We start from the raw sequence: 16,958 nt of genomic DNA, 5'->3' as shown, positions 1-16,958 counted from the left end.
CCTGGCGAAGGATGGGGAGGTCCTCTTAATCGGGCTTGTAGCGAGCCGTGCCGGTATTGCAAGCCTCGTTGACGGGAATCCGCCGGCTAATCTCAAAAACGTCAACAGTGAACGGAAGCCGGTAACAGGCGGATCAGCCGGCGCTGCCGCCGAGCCAGGCCGCGAACTGGTCGATCGTCTGGTCGGCGACCGCCTGCATGGTAGCGGGTGCAACCGCGGGCCAGCCTTCGGCGGCATTGACCGAGGGCGCCTTCTGCTGGCCATTGATGCGGTGTAGCCGGTTGCCGGCGGGGTCATAGACGTCCCAGACATAGATAACGGTGGTGTCCTTGCCTTCCGTCATCGTCGAGAAGTAGCCCTTCAGCACATGGGTGGCGGCTTGGTCGGCGCTGCCGGCAAGGGTGATGCCGCGCTGCTTGGCGCGTGTCTGCAGTTCGGCCGTCAGCGGCGTTGCCGCTTCCACCGAGGCGCCGACGATCGGCGCGATCTGCAGCCGGGTCTTCGACAAAGCGGCGGCGCTCTGCGCGGGGTTGGCGGGTGTCGTGGCGCCGACGGCCGGCGCTGGTGTGGCGGCGGGCGCAATGCCCGGGGCAGCCAAGGGCTGAGCCGAGGCTGCCGGCGGCGTGATGGCGGACGGCTCAAGGACGTCCTTGGCGTTGGTGCAAGCGGCTAGCACAAGCGCTGCGAGCAATGACACGGTCGTCACATGCGATCGTCTCATCTGCCCGAAAACTCCTTAGTCGTGAACGCCCCCGCGTGGACCAACCATTATGGATTCACTGTACGATCAAGTCGAGATCATGGCGTGAAAGCGGCTTCGGCTGGGATTCGGTGGTCAGGTAGGTGCGGCCAAGCGTCATCGCCGTCTCGGTTTCGGAGTCCATGATGATCATGTGCGCGAACAATGTCATGTTGGGCGCGATCGGCTCGGGATTGCCCTGGTAGAACATCGGCATGTCCATCCAGGACGGGGTGAAGCGGGCGCCGACGGAATAGCCGCAGGCATTCAACCGATGCTTGGTCAGGCTGTGCGCCTCCAGCGTGCGGGCATGCGCGTCGAAGACGTCGCCGAAGGTGTTGCCGGGCGTCATCGCCTTCTCGACCGCCAGAAGAGCCGCGCGGGCGGCGTCGAACAGCTCCTGATGACGCTTCGACGCCTTGCCGGTCAGCACGGTGCGCATCATCGGCGCGTGATAGTGATGGAACACGCCGGCCCATTCGAGCGTCAGCTGATCGTTCTTGGTCAGCTTGCGGCGCCCGGCCTTGTAGCGGCAGAGCAGCGCGTCGATGCCCGAGCCGATGATGAATTCATTGGCCGGATAGTCGCCGCCGCCGGCAAACACCGCGCCCTGCATGGCGGCAAGGATCAGCGCTTCGTCGCCGCCCTGCTTGATCAGCGGCAGGGCCGCTTCGAGCGCGTCGTCGGAAAGGTTGGCGGCCTTTTCGGCCTTGGCGATTTCAGCCGGGCTCTTGAACAGGCGCAGACGGCCGACAATACCGGAGGCGTCGGCGATCTGGCCGAAGGTCTGCAGCTGCTCGTCGACGCGGCGGCCATTGAAGGCGGTCAGGCCATGGGTGTCGTATTCGACGCCGATGCGAGCGCCGAGGAGATTGAGGTCGTTGAGCAGGTTGCGCAGGTCGACCGCCGGGTTGGCGCCGTCGCGGTCGGTCCACAGCACGATGTTGTCGATGATCGATGTGTGGCGCGCCTGGCGCAAATCGGCCGAGCGGGTGAGCAGCACCATAGAGCCGTCAGCCTTCATAACCAGGCACTGGAAGAAACAGAAGCCGAACGTGTCGTAGCCGGTTAGCCAGTACATGCTCTCCTGGGCGAAAAGCAGTACAGCATCGAGCTTCTTTTCCGTCATCTCGATCATCAACCGGTCACGCCGGGCGTCAAATTCCGACCGTTCGAAATGCAGCGCCATTATCCGTTCTCCAAAACAATTGCCGAAACCTGCCGACCGTAGTCCGGTTCCTTGCGATGCGTCGCGCGCCGGTAGGAAAAGAAGAGATCCTCCTCAGCATAGGTGCAGCGGCCAAGCCCCTGCGCGGTCACGCCAGCCTTCTTCAGCCGGTCGACCGTATAGAGGTTGAGATCGAACATTGCATGCGCCGGATTGGCCGAAGGCGCGAAATAGCCGATGTTTTCGGCATCGGCTTCGACGAAACGGGCGACGAATTCCGGCCCGACCTCGTAATTGTCGGGGCCGATCGAAGGACCGAGAACCGCAATGATGCGCTCACGGCGGGCGCCAAGGCTTTCCATCGCGGCAATGGTGTTTTCAAGCACGCCGGTAAAAGCGCCCTTCCAGCCGGCATGCGCTGCGCCAATGATGCGCGCTTGAGCATCGGCGAACAGCACGGGGCCGCAATCGGCCGTCGAGGCGCCGATGGCGATGCCCGGCCGGTCGGTGACGATGGCGTCGGCCTTGGGCCGCGGGCCGGGAAAGGGTTCCCTGGCAATAACGACATCGGGCGAGTGGACCTGATGCGCGGTCAGGAGATGGCTGGCCGGCACACCCATCCAGGCAGCGACGCGGCGGCGGTTCTCGGCGACCAGCATCTGATCGTCATCCGAGCCGGTGCCGATGTTAAGTCCCTGATAGATGCCGCCGGAGACGCCGCCGATACGGGTGAAATAGCCATGGCGTATACCTCGCGGCTTGGCCGCTTCCAGCAGCGGCGAGCGAACAGGATCCGGTTTGGTCTGATTCAGCATGGATGGGTTTGTTGTCCGCGCCGGCGTTTTCGTCAAGGCGAAGTTCGGCCGAGTGATTGCGACAGTGCTGCCGCGTCGACTTTGCATTGGCCAAAAGCAGGCATGCGACCATAGGCGGCGTCGCGGGACGGCTTGTAACGATCTCTGAGGGTCAGACTGGCTGATGCGGCAGGATTTTCAGGATTTTGAACAGCGTGCCCATGCCGTCGGATCCGGCCAGGCGCTCGACAGCATCGGCAATGGTTTGTCGTGCCTCTTGGCTTGCCTGGCTGCCCAACTGGCCAGCTCGCTCAAGCAATCCCATGCCAAGCAGAAAGTCGCCCTGCGTCGCCAATTCCACATCGAGGCCATGTGCCCGCACGACGGCGGCCAGTGCAGCGAAGTCGACATGGGCGGTGAGATCGGCTTCGCCGGGATTGGCCAGCACATCTTCGGGGGCGTGCCTGCGCACGGCCTGCAATGTGTCGCCGAAACCGGGCTGGAGATGGCCGTAATCGGGGAACAGCCCGGCGCCGCCGTGGTCGGCTATGCGTTCGGCAATGGTCGCCATCAGTGCCGCGCGGGCCGGTGCTATTTCGAAAATAGAGCCTTGTGGCGCCTCGGCGGCGTCTTCCGGCAGCAGCGTCGCCTCGACGGAGCCGGCGCCGGCGAAGAAGCTCAACTCGTCTGAGACGTCAAGGCCGATCACCCGTTCGCGCCAGCCGGCGCCGGCGCGGATGAACTGGCGGATCGGCACAGCGTCGAACAATTCGTTGCCGACAATCAGCAACGGCGCCTGCGGTAGTGTGGCGATGGTTTCGTGCCAGCCGAGCTCAACCGAAGTTTCGGCAAGCGTCTGCTTCTGGATTTCAGTCAGCCGCGGACTGGTCTCGACCAGGGCGAAGGAGGCTCCGGCGGCGATAGCCGGATCGAGCCGCGTCAGGGTGCGAAGCATGTCCTTCATCAGCGTGCCGCGGCCAGGCCCGATCTCCGCGATGGTGACCGGCAGGGGTCGGCCGATCGCCAGCCAGGCCTGATAGAGCCAGACGGCGACGAGTTCGCCGAACATCTGGCTGATCTCGGGTGCGGTGACGAAGTCGCCGGCGGCGCCGAACGGCTCGCGCGTGGTGTAGTAGCCGTCGCTGGGATCGAACAGGCAGAGCGCCATGTACTCGTTGACGGGGAGGGGGCCGAGCGCGCCGATCAGGTCGACGATGCGGGTCTTCAGCCGTGTCATGCCGGCTGTGGTTGCGGCGCCGGTTTGGCTGTGGCCATCGCCCAGATGCCGGCCAGCACCATCGGCAGCGACAGCACCATGCCCATGGTGAGCCAGCCGCCGAGGAGGTAGCCGAGCTGCTGGTCGGGCTCGCGGAAGAACTCTACGAAGATGCGTGACAGGCCGTAGCCGCAAATGAAGGCGCCGCCGACAAAGCGCGGCGTCTTCAGCTTCAGCCGCGAATGGGTGAGGAAGCGCAGGACCAGGAACAGCACCGCGCCCTCGAGCAGCGCTTCGTAGAGCTGGCTCGGATGGCGAGGCTCCAGGCCCGCGACACAACCCGCCACGGTCTGCTGGAGACGCTCGTTGCAGAAGACGACGCCCCACGACACGTCGGTCACGCGACCCCAGAGTTCGGCATTGACGAAGTTCGCGATGCGGACGAGGCCGAGCCCGACCGGCACGCCGGCTGCCACCACGTCGAACAGCGTCCAGGTGCGGATGCCGCGCTTGAGGGAAAACAGCGTCATGGCGAGGATGACGCCAAGCAGGCCGCCATGGAACGACATGCCGCCCTGCCAGACGGCGAAGATGTCGAGCGGGTGGTCGATATAGCGCTTTAAATCGTAGAAAAGCACATAGCCGGTGCGTCCGCCGAGCACGACGCCGACGGCGGCCCAGACGATGAAATCGTCGAGGTCGATCGGCTTCATCGGCAAGACGCCATCAGGCCACAGCCTTGTGTTGGTGACGAGCCGCTTGGCGTACCACCAGGCGAACAGGATGCCGACGATATAGCCGATGCCGTACCAGTGCACAGCCAGCGGGCCGATCTGAACCAGGATCGGGTCGATGTTGGGGAAGGACAGCGACGCCATCGGCAGCGGGAAATAGTCGTTCAACAGGATCTCCTGGGAGGGCTCGCGTTAGGGCGCGGACCATGCGGCAGGGTTTTGGCGGGGTCAAGGCAAGGTGACGACAGCCTGATCGTCAGAGATAATGGGCTCAACCCTGCGGCTTGCCGGCGACCAATTGCCTGAGCGCATCGTTGATCCTGTCTTGCCAGCCGGGGCCATCTTCCTGGAAATGGTCGAGCACGGCGCGATCGATCCTGATCGAGACAAGCTCGCGAACGTTTGGTGCGGCGGAGGGTTCGCGAATGGGAGGCGCGGGTTTCTTGACCGGCTTGAAGGCCGCTTCAGCGGCTTCCATCGGATTGGTCGGTCGGCGCGGGGGCGTTGCCATTGGTTGATCCTGAATGAGAGTGACTCTTGCCTGGAGCAAGTCGTGAGGAAAACTAGGCCGCTGGTCTGTGAAGACCAGTAACTTCACTTGGTTCTCTCTGCCATTGCCCTGTATTTGGCTTCAAGCCTGTCCAGCACCTCGTCGCCAGGCTAGACCCGGCCCGCACTGGCATCCGAAATGCCCTTTGCGAGTGCTGCATCGAGTGCTGCAAAGCGCTTCTCCAAGTCCGCACTGTCCGTCACGGCAACCGTCGTTCCAAGAATCCATTTGCGATAATAGCAATCTGTCGGCCGGACCGTGAGCCAAATCGCGTCCGACATGAAGCCGCACCAGCTTCAACGTTCTTGCATTCCGCAGGCAGTGCCACTACGTCAATTCCAGCAAGCGAGGATTTGCCATGTCGACCGGACCGAACCGCATTCTCGATGAATTCGCCAAGCTGATGACCGATGCCGCGGGTGCCGCACAAGGCGTGCGCCGCGAGGTGGAGACTGCCTTCAAGGGGCAGGCCGAGCGCATCCTCAACACCATGGATGTGGTGCAGCGCGAGGAGTTCGAGGCTGCCCGCGACATGGCTGCCAAGGCCCGCGAAGAAAACACCAGGCTGGCCGCCCGCATCGATGCGCTCGAGGCCAGGCTTGCCGAATTGACCGGACAGGCCGCACCTGTGGCTGCGGCAAAGCCCAAAGCAAAAAAATAAAATTTGAACTTTTCCACAAAGCACAATCCGAAAAAATGCTTTGCCGTGAATCGTTTACCGGCAATGCATGAATCTTTGTGACAGCGCCTTTCCACATGCTGATGACGCAGTGCGAAAAATTAGGCTGTTCACGCGACTCCCGATCAATAGACTGAATTTGTTGCATGATTCGGAGCAGGGTCATGCGGCCGGGCGGTGGGGTCCGGTCCGGGGTCTTTGTGTCGTGAAGTCCTGGCCGTCCGAGTTCAAGACAAGATTGTTCGTCGTGTGTGCCCCGCGGAGCGTGTGGCGCTCCCCTGAACACAGGAAGCATTCCATGGAACTTCTCGAACTCGAATTCTCCCGCGAAATCCATCCGGTGGATGTCATCGAGCAGGTCGCCCATAACAATGACTGGTCCTTCGAACGGGCCGGCGATGACGAAATCTCGATCTCGGTTGCCGGCAGCTGGACCGATTATCACGTCTCCTTCTCGTGGATGGAGGACTTCGAGGCGCTGCATCTGGCCTGTGCTTTCGACATCAAGGTGCCGGAAGCCCGCGCGCTGGAAGTGATGCGGCTTTTGTCGCTGATCAACGAGCAGATGCTGTTTGGCCATTTCGATCTCTGGGAGCAGGAGGGCGCGATCATGTTTCGCCAGTCGCTGCTGCTCGCCGGCGGGGTCGAACCGTCGAGCCAGCAGGTCGAGGTGCTTTTGTCGTCGGCGCTTGAAGCCTGCGAGTGCTATTTCCAGGCCTTCCAGTTCGTTGTCTGGTCGGGAACCTCGGCCAAGGATGCGCTGGCCGGCGTCCTGTTCGAGACCTATGGCAACGCTTGAGCTTCCATGAGTTCGAGCAGCGCGCGCAAGCCCGAGATCAGCTTTGCCGATTTTGATCGTGTCGACATCCGTGCCGGCACGATCGTCGAGGCCGAGCCTTTCCCCGAGGCGCGCAAACCCGCCTTCAAGCTGAAGATCGATTTCGGCCCTGAGATCGGCGTGAAGAAATCCTCGGCACAGATCACGAAATACTATGCGCCGGAAACGCTGGTGGGACGGCAGGTGTTTGCGGTGGTGAATTTCCCGCCGCGCCAGATCGGTCCGTTCATGTCGGAAGTGCTCACGCTCGGCTTCCCTGATGAGGAAGGCGCCGTGGTCCTTGGCGCCATCGAGCGCAAGGTGCCGGACGGCGGCAGGTTGTTTTAGGAAGATTGCGTCAGGCGGCCAGCTTGCGCCTTGTGCTCAGCGCCTCTTCGACCGTGTCCATGAACATTTCGGCGCAGGCTTTCCAGCTGTAGCGCATGGCGCGTTCGCGCGCCTCGGCGCGGTCGACATTGAGCGCGGCGAGCGAGGCCTCGCGCAGATCGGTCGACACCGCGCCGCCGATGCCGTCGCCGACAATGTCGATCGGTCCGGTGACCGGATAGGCGGCCACCGGCGTGCCGCTGGCCAGCGCCTCGATGATGACGTTGCCGAACGTGTCGGTGCGGCTGGGGAAAACGAAAACATCAGCCGAGGCGTAGATCTCGGCCAGCTCATCGTTCGGGCGATGGCCGAGGAAGTGCGCCTGCGGGTACTTCGCCCTGAGCCTAGCCAGTTCCGGTCCTTCGCCGACGATCACCTTGCTGCCGGGCAGGTCGAGATCGAGGAAGGCGCTCAGGTTCTTCTCGATGGCGACGCGGCCGACGCACAGGAATACCGGGCCGGGAAAGCCGAGGTCCTTCTTCTTGTCCGGGCGGAAGTGATCGGTGTCGACGCCCCGCGTCCACGGCCTGAGCTTGGTGAAGCCTCGCGACGCAAGGTCCTCCGCCAGCGACTGGGTGGCGACCAGCGTGCCTTGTCCCGAATTGTGGAAATCACGCAGCCAGCGATAGGCCCAGCTCTCCGGCACCGGCAGGCGGGCGCTGAGATATTCGGGAAAGCGGGTGTGATAGCTGGTGGTAAAGGGACGGCCAGCATTGCGGCAATAGCGCCGCGCCATGATGCCGAGCGGGCCTTCGGTGACGATATGGATATGGTCGGCCTTGCGAGCCTCGATCAGCCGCGCGACATGACCGGGCGTGGTCAGCGCCAGCCTGATGTCGGGGTAGGTCGGCAACGGCAAGGTGCGAAAGATATTCGGGGTCAGGAAGTCGACCGCAACGTCGAAGGTTTTCAGCGTTTCGGTGAGCCGCTCCAGCGTGTGGACGACGCCGTTGACTTGCGGCCGCCAGGCGTCGGTGACCATCAGGATGCGCATGGCGGTCCTTTGCTCGGGTCGACGGTTGCCTTGATGCGATAGCGGTACGGGCCGGCTGCCCTCGCTTCGCTCCACCGCACCCGGGCATGCACGAGGTCGAAGTAAGGCGGCTGAGCCGAATCAACTGAGGTCGCGCGCTTCATGCGCGCTCTTGACCATGGTTTCATGACGGGCGGATGAAGGTGGTTTTTGGCCGAGCCCGCCTTCCAGATCATGCTTTGGTCAGGCGGGCACCTTGATCACCGCCCGCAGGCCGCCGAGCGGGCTGTCTTCCAGCATGATGTCGCCGCCATGGCTGCGGGCAATATCGCGGGCGATAGAGAGACCAAGGCCGGTGCCGCTGGCGTCGAGGTTGCGCGCCTCGTCGAGCCGCACGAACGGTTTGAACACGTCCTCGCGCTTTTCCGGCGGGATGCCCGGACCGTCATCGTCGATGGTGACGACGAGTGAGCCGCGGCCGTGATCGGCGCTGATCTCCACCGTCTTGGCATAGCGCAAGGCATTGCCGGCGACATTGGACAACAGCCGGGCGAAAGCGTGCGGGCGCACATGCACGTCCGGATCACCGGCAAGCACGGTCGATAGCTTGCGCTTGTGCAGCGACGCCTCCTCGCCGAGCTTTTGGAAATAGGCCTCGAGATCGAAATGGCCGGCATCTTCCGACGCTTCGCCGCGGGCAAAGGCGATATAGCCTTCCAGCATCGACTGCATGTCGTCGATGTCCTGGTTGAGCGCGGCCTTGGTCTCGGGCTTGCCGCCAGCCAGCGCCAGCTGCAGCTTGAAGCGGGTGAGGATGGTTCTGAGATCGTGGCTGACGCCGGTCAGCATGGCGGTGCGCTGTTCCAGCTGGCGTTCGATGCGCTCGCGCATCTGGATGAAGGCAAAGCCGGCCCGTCGAACCTCCTCGGCGCCGCGTGGGCGGAAATCGCGCGGCATCGGCCGGCCCTTGCCGAAGCTTTCGGCGGCCTCGGCCAGAGACAGGATCGGCCGGATCTGGTTGCGAAGGAAGGGGATGGCAATCGTCAGCAGCACCAGTGACGTCCCGACCATCCAGATCAGGAAGATGTGGGTGTTGGAGGCATAGGCCTGGCTGCGGCGCACGAAGACGCGCAGCACCTTGCCCTCGAGCTGGATGCGGACCTCGACGATGTTGGAATTGCCGACCGTGTCGATCCAGAACGGGCGGTTGATCTGGCGGGTGATCTCGGTGGAAAGGACGTCGTCAAGGATCGAGAAGAAGGGCTTGGGTCCAGGCGCCGGCAACGGGTCGGGCGGCAAGAGGTCGACCTTCAACTGCATGCGGTCCTGGGCGATGCGGATGATGTTGGCGTAGTCGCCATCATGCGGATAGGTCTCGATCATGTCGATGATCGCGGCGATGTCGCGCACGGTGGCCTGCGACAGGCGCTGCGTCACGGTTGCCCAGTGGCGTTCCATGAAGTCGAAGGCGACGACCGACTGCAGAAGGATCATCGGCGCGATGACGATGATCAGCGAGCGGGCATAAAGCCGCTTGGGCATATAGAACGCAACCAGCCGCCAGAACCGCTTCCAGGCACGCGGCATTGCTTTCAGCGCGCGTGATACGCGCGCGCCAAAGCCGCCTTGTTCCGGCCGTTCCAGTTGCGTGGTCGCCATTTATCCTTCCGCTGGGTCAATGGCCGCTGGTCGATGGCCACATATCTATGGCCAAAGGGCGGCCGTCAGCGGCATTCTATTCCACGCTGAGCCGATACCCAATACCGCGCACCGTCTGCAGCCAGACCGGATTGGACGGATCGCGCTCGATCTTGCGGCGCAGCCGGTTGATCTGAACGTCGATGGTGCGCTCGCCGACTTCCGAATCGTCACCGACAAGCTCATGGCGCGGGATGGTTTCGCCGGCCCGCGCGGCAAAGATCGCCAGGATCTCCTGCTCGCGGTCGGTCAGCTTCAGAGCCTCGCCGCCCCGCTTCAGCTCGCGCCTGGCGATCTGGAAGGTGTAGGGGCCGAAGACCAGCTGCTCGACCTTGGGCGTCGTCGCCGGGCCGCCGCGGCGCAGGATGTTGTTGATGCGCAGGATCAGTTCGCGCGGGTCGAAGGGCTTGGGCAGATAGTCGTCGGCGCCGGCCTCGAGCCCGGTGATGCGGCTGTCGGTTTCCGATAGCGCGGTGAGCATCAGGATCGGTACGTTCTTCTCCGCCCGCAGCGCCTTGGTGAGGTCGACGCCGGTCTCTCCGGGCATCATGACGTCGAGGACAAGGAGGTCGAAGTCGAGCCCGGCGAGCTTGCGCCTGGCCTCGCCGGCATTTCCGGCGACAGTGACGCGAAAGCCATTTTCGGTCAGATACTGCTTGAGCAAATTGCGGATGCGGGTGTCGTCGTCGACCACAAGCAGATGCGGCGCGTCATCGTCCGGCGCCGTCGGCTGGTCCACCCTCTCAATGGTCTCCATGACTTTTCCCTGACATGTTTGCAGGCACAATGTCGATCTGCGCCCTTAGTTCCGGATTGACCATGGCTTCCAGGAATCGTTCGATCAAGGGACGCTCGCTGGCTCCGGAATCTTCCAATGCAGCACGGATGCGGCGTGACTGTGGCCGCGCCAGGGCCAGCGCCAAGGCGCGGCCCTTGGCTGTCGGATAGAGCTCCCGCTGGCGGCGGTCGCGCGGACCCTGCAATTGGACGACATGGTCGGTGTCGATCAGCTGCTTGAGCACCCGCGCCAGGCTCTGCTTGGTGATCTTGAGCACGTCGAGCAGTTCGGCGACCGTCAGTCCCGGCCGGCGGTTGACGAAATGCAGCACACGGTGATGGGCGCGGCCAAAGCCGTAATCGGCCAGGATTTGGTCCGGATCGGAAGTGAAATCGCGATACGCAAAGAAGAACAGTTCGATGATGGCGAAGTCGATGCCGTCCTCGTCGGTGATCGGTGTCTTGATCGGTTTTCCGGCAGCTGGGCTTCGATCCGTCATCATTTCTCCGTCCATAGAGGGAAATTATGTCAGTACTATTGACGTAATTTCCCCGCAATGGTAATTTTTGACAAGCTTTTCGGGTGAATGCGAACGAAAAGGCAAGGGAGTGCGGTTTTTCCGGAACTTCCTGAGTTTGCCAGAGTTCGATTCTCCGCTTACGCTTCAAGGGCCGCCCGACGCGGCTGTCGCGCAACAAAAAACAACACTAATGATGTGCGGGTCGCCGCCCGCGGGAGGTTTCCATGGCATCCGTTCCCTTCGACCAACTGGACGGCTTCATCTGGATCAACGGCGAGTTCGTCAAATGGGCCGACGCCAAGATCCACGTGCTGACCCACGGCCTGCACTATGCCAGCGCCGTCTTCGAGGGCGAGCGCGCCTATGGCGGCGCCATCTTCAAGCTCAATGAGCACACCGAGCGTCTGCATGAATCGGCGCGCCTGCTCGGCTTCAATATTCCCTATTCCGTGGCCGAGCTCAATGACGCCTCGACCACGCTTCTGAAGAAGCAGGGTTTCCAGGACGCCTATGTCAGGCCGATCGCCTGGCGCGGCAGCGAACAGATGGGGGTGTCGGCGCAGAACAGCCGCATCAACTGCGCCATCGCCATCTGGCAATGGCCGAGCTATTTCGACCCGGCGCAGAAGCTCAAGGGCATCCGTCTCGATCTGGCGGAATGGCGCCGGCCCGATCCGCGCACCGCGCCGTCGAAGTCGAAGGCCGCCGGCCTCTACATGATCTGCACCATGTCCAAGCATGCCGCCGAGGCCAAGGGCTATGCCGATGCCATGATGCTCGACTGGCGCGGCCAGGTCGCCGAAGCAACGGGCGCCAACATCTTCTTCGTCAAGGATGGCAAGATCCACACGCCGAAGCCCGATTGCTTCCTCGACGGCATCACCCGCCGCACCGTCATCGGCCTCGCCAAGGACCGCGGCCTTGAAGTCGTCGAGCGCGCCATCAGGCCTGAGGAACTCGAAGGCTTCGAACAGTGCTTCCTCACCGGAACGGCAGCGGAAGTGACGCCGGTCTCCGAGATCGGTCCGTACCGATTCGAGGTCGGCGAGATCGACAAGACTTTGATGAACGACTATTCTGCTGCGGTGCAACCTAAGCATGCGATAGCCGCAGAATAACGAAAGTCACAGCTTTTTTCGCAAGCAGGGGCGGTTTTGAGGCCGGCCCCTTTATTTCAGCATCTGTGCATTTGACTTTCGTACAATTCAGCGTCTCATGATGGTGTCGGCCCGGGAGGCTGGCAGCTATGGAGGGACTAGGTACATGGATACGAATACGCTCATTGCGCTCGTTGTACAGGTAATTGCAGGTGTTGTCGGTGGTCAGGCGGTCGGCGTTGCGCTGAAGAATGCGGCGATGGGCCAGTTGACCAAAATCCTCGGCGGCGCGGTTGGCGGCGTTGGCGGGGCGGCGATCCTCGGCAGCCTGCTCGGCGGCACGGCCGACCCGGCAGCGGCTGCAACGGCAGCGGGCGGATTGGGCGATACGCTGAACCTCAAAAACCTGCTCGGCGGCGCCGGCGGCGGCGCCATCCTGACCGGCATCATCGGTGCGGTCATGGGCGCGATGAAGAAGTAAGCCAACTAGATCATTCACCGTTTCACGGCGAATGATCTAGTTTGTTGTTTTACGCAATTCCGGACGGAAAACCGCTTTACACTTTTCCTGGAATTGCTTGAGACTGAGGCTTCGTCAAATGGGCGGCCGTTGGGCCGCCCATTTCTGTTTTAGGACGGACTGTTTGCCTTTCAGCAGTGGACGGCCTTCGCCCGCGCCTCTACATCACGCTGGAACAGCGAAAGGACAATCATGGGTCAGCTCAATGCCGGCATCGTGCCGGTCACGCCTTTCCAGCAGAACTGCACCATCCTGTTCGACATGGATGACAAGCATGGCGTCGTCGTCGATCCGGGCGGCGACATCGACAAGGTGCTGGCGGTGCTGAAGGACAATGCGATCACCGCCGCTGCGATCTGGATCACCCATGGCCACATCGATCACGCCGGCGGCGCCATGGAGCTGAAGGAAGCACTCGGCATCGAGATCATCGGCCCGCACGAAGCCGACAAGCTATTGCTCGACAATCTCGAGAACCAGGGCCAGCGCTACGGCATTGCCGGGGCGCGCAACTGCGTGCCCGACCGGTTTCTCGCAGAGGGCGAGACGGTTTCGTTCGGCTCACATATGTTCGAGGTGCTGCACTGCCCCGGCCATGCGCCCGGCCATGTCGTATACTACAATCGCGCGGCGAAGTTCGCTCATGTCGGCGACGTGCTGTTTCGCGGCTCGGTCGGGCGCACCGACCTGCCGGGCGGCGACCATGCGGCGCTGATCGCCTCGATTAAGAACAAGCTTTTGCCGCTCGGTGATGAGATCGGCTTCATCTGCGGCCACGGCCCGGGTGGCCGCTTTGGCGAGGAGAGGCGGACCAATCCCTTCCTGACTTAGCGATGTCTTTCTGCCAAAAAAAAGCGCTGGCCTTGCGGTCAGCGCTTTTTGTGGGACAGGGAAGCTCAATTCGCGACGCAGAAATGCTGCTCACCGTCATTGCCGGTGAACGTGCCGCTGCGGGCATTGAAGCTCCGGTAGCGGTCCGAGCAGTATTCGTACCAGTCGCGGGTCCACGGCTCGGCATAGCGGTCGGCATAGACGACCCGCGGTTCGGCATAGTAACGGCGCACCGGCGCCGGCCGCACTTCGCGGTAGTCGTAATCGTCATCATAGCTGCTGTAGCGCGGCTGCGGGTTGCTCAGCGCACCGGCGATCAGAGCGCCGGCCGCAAGGCCGACGACACCGGCCGCAAGCGCGTCGCCATTATGATGACGACCATGGCCATGATGCCAGCGGTTCCAGTCCTTGGCATTGGCGGCAGGCAAGGTGGCGAGGGTGGTCGCGGCGAGAGCGGCGCCCAGGATGGCGGTCTTGAAAATGCGATTCATTTTGGTCTCCTTCGTGCCGGCCCGGATAGTTTTCGGGGATGCGGTCCAGCCTAGGGGACGATTAATAGAAGACCGTGGCTGAACGGGGGCTGAACGGAATTGGCTGATACGATCCAGTTCTTGCGGCAAAACCAAGCGCGTACGCAAGGCGCTCCGCCTCGTCAATCTCCGTCCGAACTGTCTTGAGCCGGCTTAGCCGACCGACAGGTTGACGGCCTTTGGACCCTTGCCGCGCTTGTCCGGCTCGGTGTCGAATGTCACTTTTTGTCCATCCTCCAGACCGGAAAGACCCGAAGCCTGCACGGCCGAAATATGAACGAAGACATCCTTCTGCCCGTCGTCGGGCGTAATGAAGCCGAAGCCTTTGGCATGATTGAAGAATTTGACGGTGCCGGTCTGCGGCATGGGAAGCTCCCTTTGATCCCATAAAGTCCAGTTTCGGGCCGGCAAATGCCCGAAGGGAAATTTGTCCTTTATTTTAGCGCTATCGGCAAGAGAAAGTTTTGGCGACGGCGGCAACGCTGAAGGCTGGTCAAATAGATCGTGGCACCGAAGGCAATTCGCGCCAGACGATTGCTCCGGCGATCAGCCACGGCATTGACCGATAAAGCGTCCTTTGCCTCCGGCGACGGCGGTCATGAAAAAGGCGCAACGGGAAACGTCGCGCCTTCGAAACTCTGGACGGCTGACAAAGCCGGTTCAAACACGCTTTAGGTGCTTTTTCGAGCGCCCTGACGGGCGCGCGGGCACCGCCGGTTCAGGCCGCGCGGAGGTTGACCGCCTTCGGACCCTTGCCCATGCGGTCGGGTTCAACGTCGAAGGTGACCTTCTGGCCGTCGACGAGGGTACGCAGGCCCGAGGCCTCGATCGCGGAAATGTGAACGAACACATCCTTGGCGCCGCCGTCGGGCGTGATGAAGCCGAAGCCTTTGGTCGCGTTGAAGAATTTAACGGTGCCGGTCTGGGCCATTGGGGAAACTCCTTCACCCGTGTCAGTCTTATGGTTTGCCCGCCGCCTGGCATCGTGGGCAAGTCCCGGTGGTTGCTTCGGCAGTCCTGCATTTGCGCATGGTAAAACCCCCCGCCGAAAATGGGGCCGTCAGAGATTCACAGTATCGGGGAAAGGTCGTCCAAAACGTTCCGCTCTCCGGGTCGCAAATGCCCGAACACAAAATTTATCGCACGGAAACGTGATCGTTGCAAGATAGCGCCGCGGGCCGCGTCCATCGACGCATCCCAACGAAGGCGCTTCGATAAACCTGGGTTCTTAAGAGTTCATCAGCCAGAGCCCGGCCACGCATGGTCCAGCGGTTTGGTCCAGGGCCAAAGCAATGCGCGGGCCGGGCATCGCATGGCTCCCGCGCCGCAAACGGGGGTTGCATTTGGCAAGGGAATGGCGAGGATCGACAGGCGCGTTTTGCGCCGGGGACGGGGGTCTCGAGGGAGGCATATTCATGAGATTTCTTGCGACGATCTTCTCGCGCCAGGGTTTTACTATTCTCTTCCTGTCGGGTCTTCTTGCGGCCTGCACCGTCGTCGTCGATGACGGGCCGGGACCACGTCCGCGCCCGCCACGGCCGGAACCGGAATTCTGCACCAGGCAATACGAGCCGGTCTGCGCGCGGCGCGGCGGTGACCGCCAGACCTTCGCCAATGCCTGCCTTGCCGAACGGGAAGGCTACCGCATCGTGCGCGACGGCCCTTGCCGCGACGGCGGCGGTGGTGGCGGTGGTGGCGAAGAGCCGACATTCTGCACGCGCGAATACGCCCCGGTCTGCGCCCGCCGCCATGGCGAGCTGCGCACCTTTCCCAACGCCTGCGAGGCCCGTGCCGCCGACTACCGCGTCGTCGAGGACGGCCCCTGCTGATTTTTCCTTCTCCCCTGTCGGGTGAGTCCGCCGGAGGCGAATTCACCGTCCCACTGGCACGATAAAAAAGGCGGCGAATGCCGGGACCCTGCGAAGCAGCGGGGACCGGGCGGGTGGACCGGACCACCCTTGGTCCTTCGCAGGCTCAGGGCGTTCGAAACTCGAAAAGCCAACAATTGGCTTTTCGTCCGCTGCGCGGACCGCTTCTCACCTCCAAGGGAAGAAGGATACCTTGTCGAGCGTGGCTTCGTCGACGTCGCGCGAGCGGCTCGACGAAGAACGTCAAGCAAGCCTCCGTTGCAGAGTTTTGCGCGAGATCGTCAGTCCATTGCTGGCAGGTACGCCAGGCGCGCCCCTGCCTTGTCAGCCCTTCGACTTCGGCTTCAGGCTGCTCTCGGCTTGCTTGACCGAGGAACCGAACGGGGAGGCGGCCTTGGCCACCACCTTGTCTTTCTTGGGCTTGCGAGTTTCGCGATTGCTGCGCTGCTGACCCTTGGCCATCTGTCTGCTCCTTCGTACGTGCTGGGTGGGTGCGGTGTCAGACGGCCGGGCTGTCGGGGACAGCCGGGGCGTCCGCCACTTCGAGGTTGTCTTCCGTGGTGACCCGCTCATAGGTCTCCTGCTCGCTGCGGATGCGATATTGCGGCGAGCCATCCTTGACCGGCAATCTGCTCTTGATCTGAAACAGCTCGGCGGTCTTCTGGGCGAGCCCGCTGCGGCTCTTCATGCGCACGGTCTGGCCGACGGCGAAGAGGTGCGAGGGCGTGTCGGTGCGCGGACGCGCATTCTGCTGGAAGCGGATCATGCTGCGTTCTCCTGGTCGCGCCTCAGCGCTGTTTCGAGTTCGAGGTAGTCGATTGCGACAAGCTGGCTGGTGGCCGGGTTCTTCACCGCCCTTGCCGGCAAATGGATGAAGGTGGCGACGCGACGCCAGGCAAGCCGCGACATGCCCTCGATCAGCTCTTCGTCGTGATCGATGTCATAGTCGCCGGCCGGCAGTTGCCCTTCCAGCCCGCCAAGCACGAAGGGTGCCGCGAAATGGGCGATGGAACGGGTGGTGCGATCCGGCATTGGCTTGGCTCTGGTTCGTCGATGCTT

General features: G+C 62.7%; 23 protein-coding genes. 7 read left to right on the top strand and 16 right to left on the bottom strand.

Annotated elements, in window-relative coordinates; all coding sequences use genetic code 11:
- Window positions 1-133: 133 nt before the first annotated feature.
- From NLY36_RS08215 to NLY36_RS08190, 6 genes are all read right to left on the bottom strand, one after another.
- Entirely contained in the window at window positions 134-721 is a 588-nt protein-coding gene (locus tag NLY36_RS08215; RefSeq protein ID WP_023695795.1) for a hypothetical protein, read from the bottom strand.
- Between the two features lie 55 nt (window positions 722-776).
- On the bottom strand, window positions 777-1,928 hold the full coding sequence (locus NLY36_RS08210; protein WP_023695794.1) for a M24 family metallopeptidase: 1,152 nt from the start codon (window positions 1,926-1,928) through the stop codon (window positions 777-779).
- Window positions 1,928-2,722 (bottom strand): peptidoglycan editing factor PgeF, encoded by a 795-nt coding sequence (pgeF, locus tag NLY36_RS08205; protein WP_023695793.1) that lies wholly within the window; start codon window positions 2,720-2,722, stop codon window positions 1,928-1,930. Before pgeF ends, NLY36_RS08210 begins: the two co-directional genes overlap by 1 nt.
- Window positions 2,723-2,873: 151 nt before the next feature.
- Window positions 2,874-3,938, bottom strand: a complete 1,065-nt coding sequence (locus NLY36_RS08200) for a class I SAM-dependent methyltransferase (protein WP_031201313.1) — start codon at window positions 3,936-3,938, stop codon at window positions 2,874-2,876.
- Window positions 3,935-4,819: a prolipoprotein diacylglyceryl transferase gene (lgt, locus tag NLY36_RS08195; RefSeq protein ID WP_023672032.1), complete on the bottom strand. Its 885-nt coding sequence runs from the start codon at window positions 4,817-4,819 to the stop codon at window positions 3,935-3,937. The genes NLY36_RS08200 and lgt overlap by 4 nt, the downstream gene beginning before the upstream one ends.
- A 103-nt stretch (window positions 4,820-4,922) precedes the next feature.
- Window positions 4,923-5,162 (bottom strand): BrnA antitoxin family protein, encoded by a 240-nt coding sequence (locus tag NLY36_RS08190; protein ID WP_023683720.1) that lies wholly within the window; start codon window positions 5,160-5,162, stop codon window positions 4,923-4,925.
- Window positions 5,163-5,559: 397 nt separating this feature from the next.
- Between NLY36_RS08190 and NLY36_RS08185 the strand changes: the two genes are divergently transcribed.
- From NLY36_RS08185 to NLY36_RS08175, 3 genes are all read left to right on the top strand, one after another.
- On the top strand, window positions 5,560-5,862 hold the full coding sequence (locus NLY36_RS08185) for an accessory factor UbiK family protein (protein ID WP_023672029.1): 303 nt from the start codon (window positions 5,560-5,562) through the stop codon (window positions 5,860-5,862).
- A 316-nt stretch (window positions 5,863-6,178) separates the two neighbouring features.
- Window positions 6,179-6,679: a type III secretion system chaperone family protein gene (locus NLY36_RS08180; RefSeq protein ID WP_006202532.1), complete on the top strand. Its 501-nt coding sequence runs from the start codon at window positions 6,179-6,181 to the stop codon at window positions 6,677-6,679.
- 6 nt (window positions 6,680-6,685) lie between these two features.
- The gene (locus tag NLY36_RS08175; RefSeq protein ID WP_023672028.1) at window positions 6,686-7,045 is read left to right on the top strand and encodes a tRNA-binding protein; all 360 of its coding nucleotides are present in this window, start codon (window positions 6,686-6,688) and stop codon (window positions 7,043-7,045) included.
- 10 nt (window positions 7,046-7,055) lie between these two features.
- Here the strand turns inward: NLY36_RS08175 and NLY36_RS08170 are convergent, their stop codons facing one another.
- From NLY36_RS08170 to NLY36_RS08155, 4 genes are all read right to left on the bottom strand, one after another.
- Entirely contained in the window at window positions 7,056-8,078 is a 1,023-nt protein-coding gene (locus tag NLY36_RS08170; RefSeq protein ID WP_023683722.1) for a glycosyltransferase family 4 protein, read from the bottom strand.
- 222 nt (window positions 8,079-8,300) lie between these two features.
- On the bottom strand, window positions 8,301-9,716 hold the full coding sequence (locus NLY36_RS08165; RefSeq protein WP_023672026.1) for an ATP-binding protein: 1,416 nt from the start codon (window positions 9,714-9,716) through the stop codon (window positions 8,301-8,303).
- Window positions 9,717-9,792: 76 nt separating this feature from the next.
- Window positions 9,793-10,512, bottom strand: coding sequence for a response regulator (locus tag NLY36_RS08160; RefSeq protein WP_023672025.1), 720 nt, complete (start codon window positions 10,510-10,512; stop codon window positions 9,793-9,795).
- Window positions 10,499-11,032, bottom strand: coding sequence for a MarR family winged helix-turn-helix transcriptional regulator (locus NLY36_RS08155; RefSeq protein WP_023734975.1), 534 nt, complete (start codon window positions 11,030-11,032; stop codon window positions 10,499-10,501). The genes NLY36_RS08160 and NLY36_RS08155 overlap by 14 nt, the downstream gene beginning before the upstream one ends.
- A gap of 245 nt (window positions 11,033-11,277) precedes the next feature.
- Between NLY36_RS08155 and NLY36_RS08150 the strand changes: the two genes are divergently transcribed.
- The 3 genes from NLY36_RS08150 (at window position 11,278) to NLY36_RS08140 (ending at window position 13,501) form a co-directional block, all read left to right on the top strand.
- Window positions 11,278-12,171 carry a branched-chain amino acid aminotransferase gene (locus tag NLY36_RS08150; protein ID WP_023734974.1) on the top strand — a complete coding sequence of 298 codons (894 nt, stop codon included), beginning with the start codon at window positions 11,278-11,280 and terminating at the stop codon, window positions 12,169-12,171.
- Between the two features lie 145 nt (window positions 12,172-12,316).
- Window positions 12,317-12,631, top strand: coding sequence for a hypothetical protein (locus tag NLY36_RS08145; RefSeq protein ID WP_023672022.1), 315 nt, complete (start codon window positions 12,317-12,319; stop codon window positions 12,629-12,631).
- Between the two features lie 231 nt (window positions 12,632-12,862).
- Entirely contained in the window at window positions 12,863-13,501 is a 639-nt protein-coding gene (locus tag NLY36_RS08140; RefSeq protein ID WP_023695789.1) for an MBL fold metallo-hydrolase, read from the top strand.
- Between the two features lie 65 nt (window positions 13,502-13,566).
- Here the strand turns inward: NLY36_RS08140 and NLY36_RS08135 are convergent, their stop codons facing one another.
- From NLY36_RS08135 to NLY36_RS08125, 3 genes are all read right to left on the bottom strand, one after another.
- Complete coding sequence (locus NLY36_RS08135; protein ID WP_023672020.1) at window positions 13,567-13,992, bottom strand: BA14K family protein; 426 nt, start codon at window positions 13,990-13,992, stop codon at window positions 13,567-13,569.
- Window positions 13,993-14,184: 192 nt separating this feature from the next.
- On the bottom strand, window positions 14,185-14,397 hold the full coding sequence (locus tag NLY36_RS08130; RefSeq protein WP_023672019.1) for a cold-shock protein: 213 nt from the start codon (window positions 14,395-14,397) through the stop codon (window positions 14,185-14,187).
- 352 nt (window positions 14,398-14,749) lie between these two features.
- Complete coding sequence (locus tag NLY36_RS08125) at window positions 14,750-14,962, bottom strand: cold-shock protein (protein ID WP_006202520.1); 213 nt, start codon at window positions 14,960-14,962, stop codon at window positions 14,750-14,752.
- A 484-nt stretch (window positions 14,963-15,446) separates the two neighbouring features.
- On the opposite strand from NLY36_RS08125, the gene NLY36_RS08120 reads away from it, so the two are divergent.
- The gene (locus NLY36_RS08120; RefSeq protein WP_023672018.1) at window positions 15,447-15,860 is read left to right on the top strand and encodes a Kazal-type serine protease inhibitor domain-containing protein; all 414 of its coding nucleotides are present in this window, start codon (window positions 15,447-15,449) and stop codon (window positions 15,858-15,860) included.
- A 363-nt stretch (window positions 15,861-16,223) separates the two neighbouring features.
- On the opposite strand, the gene NLY36_RS08115 is transcribed toward NLY36_RS08120, so the two are convergent.
- The 3 genes from NLY36_RS08115 to NLY36_RS08105 are packed head-to-tail and all read right to left on the bottom strand — an operon-like array spanning window position 16,224 to window position 16,931.
- Entirely contained in the window at window positions 16,224-16,361 is a 138-nt protein-coding gene (locus tag NLY36_RS08115) for a hypothetical protein (RefSeq protein ID WP_023683725.1), read from the bottom strand.
- A 37-nt stretch (window positions 16,362-16,398) separates the two neighbouring features.
- Window positions 16,399-16,665 carry a hypothetical protein gene (locus tag NLY36_RS08110; RefSeq protein ID WP_023683726.1) on the bottom strand — a complete coding sequence of 89 codons (267 nt, stop codon included), beginning with the start codon at window positions 16,663-16,665 and terminating at the stop codon, window positions 16,399-16,401.
- On the bottom strand, window positions 16,662-16,931 hold the full coding sequence (locus NLY36_RS08105) for a hypothetical protein (protein ID WP_023672014.1): 270 nt from the start codon (window positions 16,929-16,931) through the stop codon (window positions 16,662-16,664). Before NLY36_RS08105 ends, NLY36_RS08110 begins: the two co-directional genes overlap by 4 nt.
- Window positions 16,932-16,958: the final 27 nt, after the last annotated feature.

The organism is Mesorhizobium sp. C399B, from assembly GCF_030323185.1.
Classification (GTDB): Bacteria; Pseudomonadota; Alphaproteobacteria; order Rhizobiales; family Rhizobiaceae; genus Mesorhizobium.
Note: the sequence above shows the minus strand (reverse complement) of the source record. Positions and strands in the feature narration are given on the sequence as shown.

What these genes read in the sequence shown, in the direction of transcription:
- NLY36_RS08150 (WP_023734974.1), top strand. Translation starts at nt 11,278, where the DNA reads ATGGCATCCGTTCCCTTCGACCAACTGGACGGCTTCATCTGGATCAAC.
- NLY36_RS08180 (WP_006202532.1), top strand. Translation starts at nt 6,179, where the DNA reads ATGGAACTTCTCGAACTCGAATTCTCCCGCGAAATCCATCCGGTGGAT.
- NLY36_RS08120 (WP_023672018.1), top strand. Translation starts at nt 15,447, where the DNA reads ATGAGATTTCTTGCGACGATCTTCTCGCGCCAGGGTTTTACTATTCTC.
- NLY36_RS08165 (WP_023672026.1), bottom strand. Translation starts at nt 9,716, where the DNA reads ATGGCGACCACGCAACTGGAACGGCCGGAACAAGGCGGCTTTGGCGCG.
- NLY36_RS08140 (WP_023695789.1), top strand. Translation starts at nt 12,863, where the DNA reads ATGGGTCAGCTCAATGCCGGCATCGTGCCGGTCACGCCTTTCCAGCAG.
- NLY36_RS08115 (WP_023683725.1), bottom strand. Translation starts at nt 16,361, where the DNA reads ATGGCCAAGGGTCAGCAGCGCAGCAATCGCGAAACTCGCAAGCCCAAG.
- NLY36_RS08135 (WP_023672020.1), bottom strand. Translation starts at nt 13,992, where the DNA reads ATGAATCGCATTTTCAAGACCGCCATCCTGGGCGCCGCTCTCGCCGCG.
- NLY36_RS08200 (WP_031201313.1), bottom strand. Translation starts at nt 3,938, where the DNA reads ATGACACGGCTGAAGACCCGCATCGTCGACCTGATCGGCGCGCTCGGC.
- pgeF (WP_023695793.1), bottom strand. Translation starts at nt 2,722, where the DNA reads ATGCTGAATCAGACCAAACCGGATCCTGTTCGCTCGCCGCTGCTGGAA.
- NLY36_RS08160 (WP_023672025.1), bottom strand. Translation starts at nt 10,512, where the DNA reads ATGGAGACCATTGAGAGGGTGGACCAGCCGACGGCGCCGGACGATGAC.
- NLY36_RS08145 (WP_023672022.1), top strand. Translation starts at nt 12,317, where the DNA reads ATGGATACGAATACGCTCATTGCGCTCGTTGTACAGGTAATTGCAGGT.
- NLY36_RS08185 (WP_023672029.1), top strand. Translation starts at nt 5,560, where the DNA reads ATGTCGACCGGACCGAACCGCATTCTCGATGAATTCGCCAAGCTGATG.
- NLY36_RS08210 (WP_023695794.1), bottom strand. Translation starts at nt 1,928, where the DNA reads ATGGCGCTGCATTTCGAACGGTCGGAATTTGACGCCCGGCGTGACCGG.
- NLY36_RS08125 (WP_006202520.1), bottom strand. Translation starts at nt 14,962, where the DNA reads ATGGCCCAGACCGGCACCGTTAAATTCTTCAACGCGACCAAAGGCTTC.
- NLY36_RS08170 (WP_023683722.1), bottom strand. Translation starts at nt 8,078, where the DNA reads ATGCGCATCCTGATGGTCACCGACGCCTGGCGGCCGCAAGTCAACGGC.
- NLY36_RS08155 (WP_023734975.1), bottom strand. Translation starts at nt 11,032, where the DNA reads ATGACGGATCGAAGCCCAGCTGCCGGAAAACCGATCAAGACACCGATC.
- NLY36_RS08175 (WP_023672028.1), top strand. Translation starts at nt 6,686, where the DNA reads ATGAGTTCGAGCAGCGCGCGCAAGCCCGAGATCAGCTTTGCCGATTTT.
- NLY36_RS08215 (WP_023695795.1), bottom strand. Translation starts at nt 721, where the DNA reads ATGAGACGATCGCATGTGACGACCGTGTCATTGCTCGCAGCGCTTGTG.
- NLY36_RS08105 (WP_023672014.1), bottom strand. Translation starts at nt 16,931, where the DNA reads ATGCCGGATCGCACCACCCGTTCCATCGCCCATTTCGCGGCACCCTTC.
- NLY36_RS08190 (WP_023683720.1), bottom strand. Translation starts at nt 5,162, where the DNA reads ATGGCAACGCCCCCGCGCCGACCGACCAATCCGATGGAAGCCGCTGAA.
- NLY36_RS08130 (WP_023672019.1), bottom strand. Translation starts at nt 14,397, where the DNA reads ATGCCGCAGACCGGCACCGTCAAATTCTTCAATCATGCCAAAGGCTTC.
- NLY36_RS08110 (WP_023683726.1), bottom strand. Translation starts at nt 16,665, where the DNA reads ATGATCCGCTTCCAGCAGAATGCGCGTCCGCGCACCGACACGCCCTCG.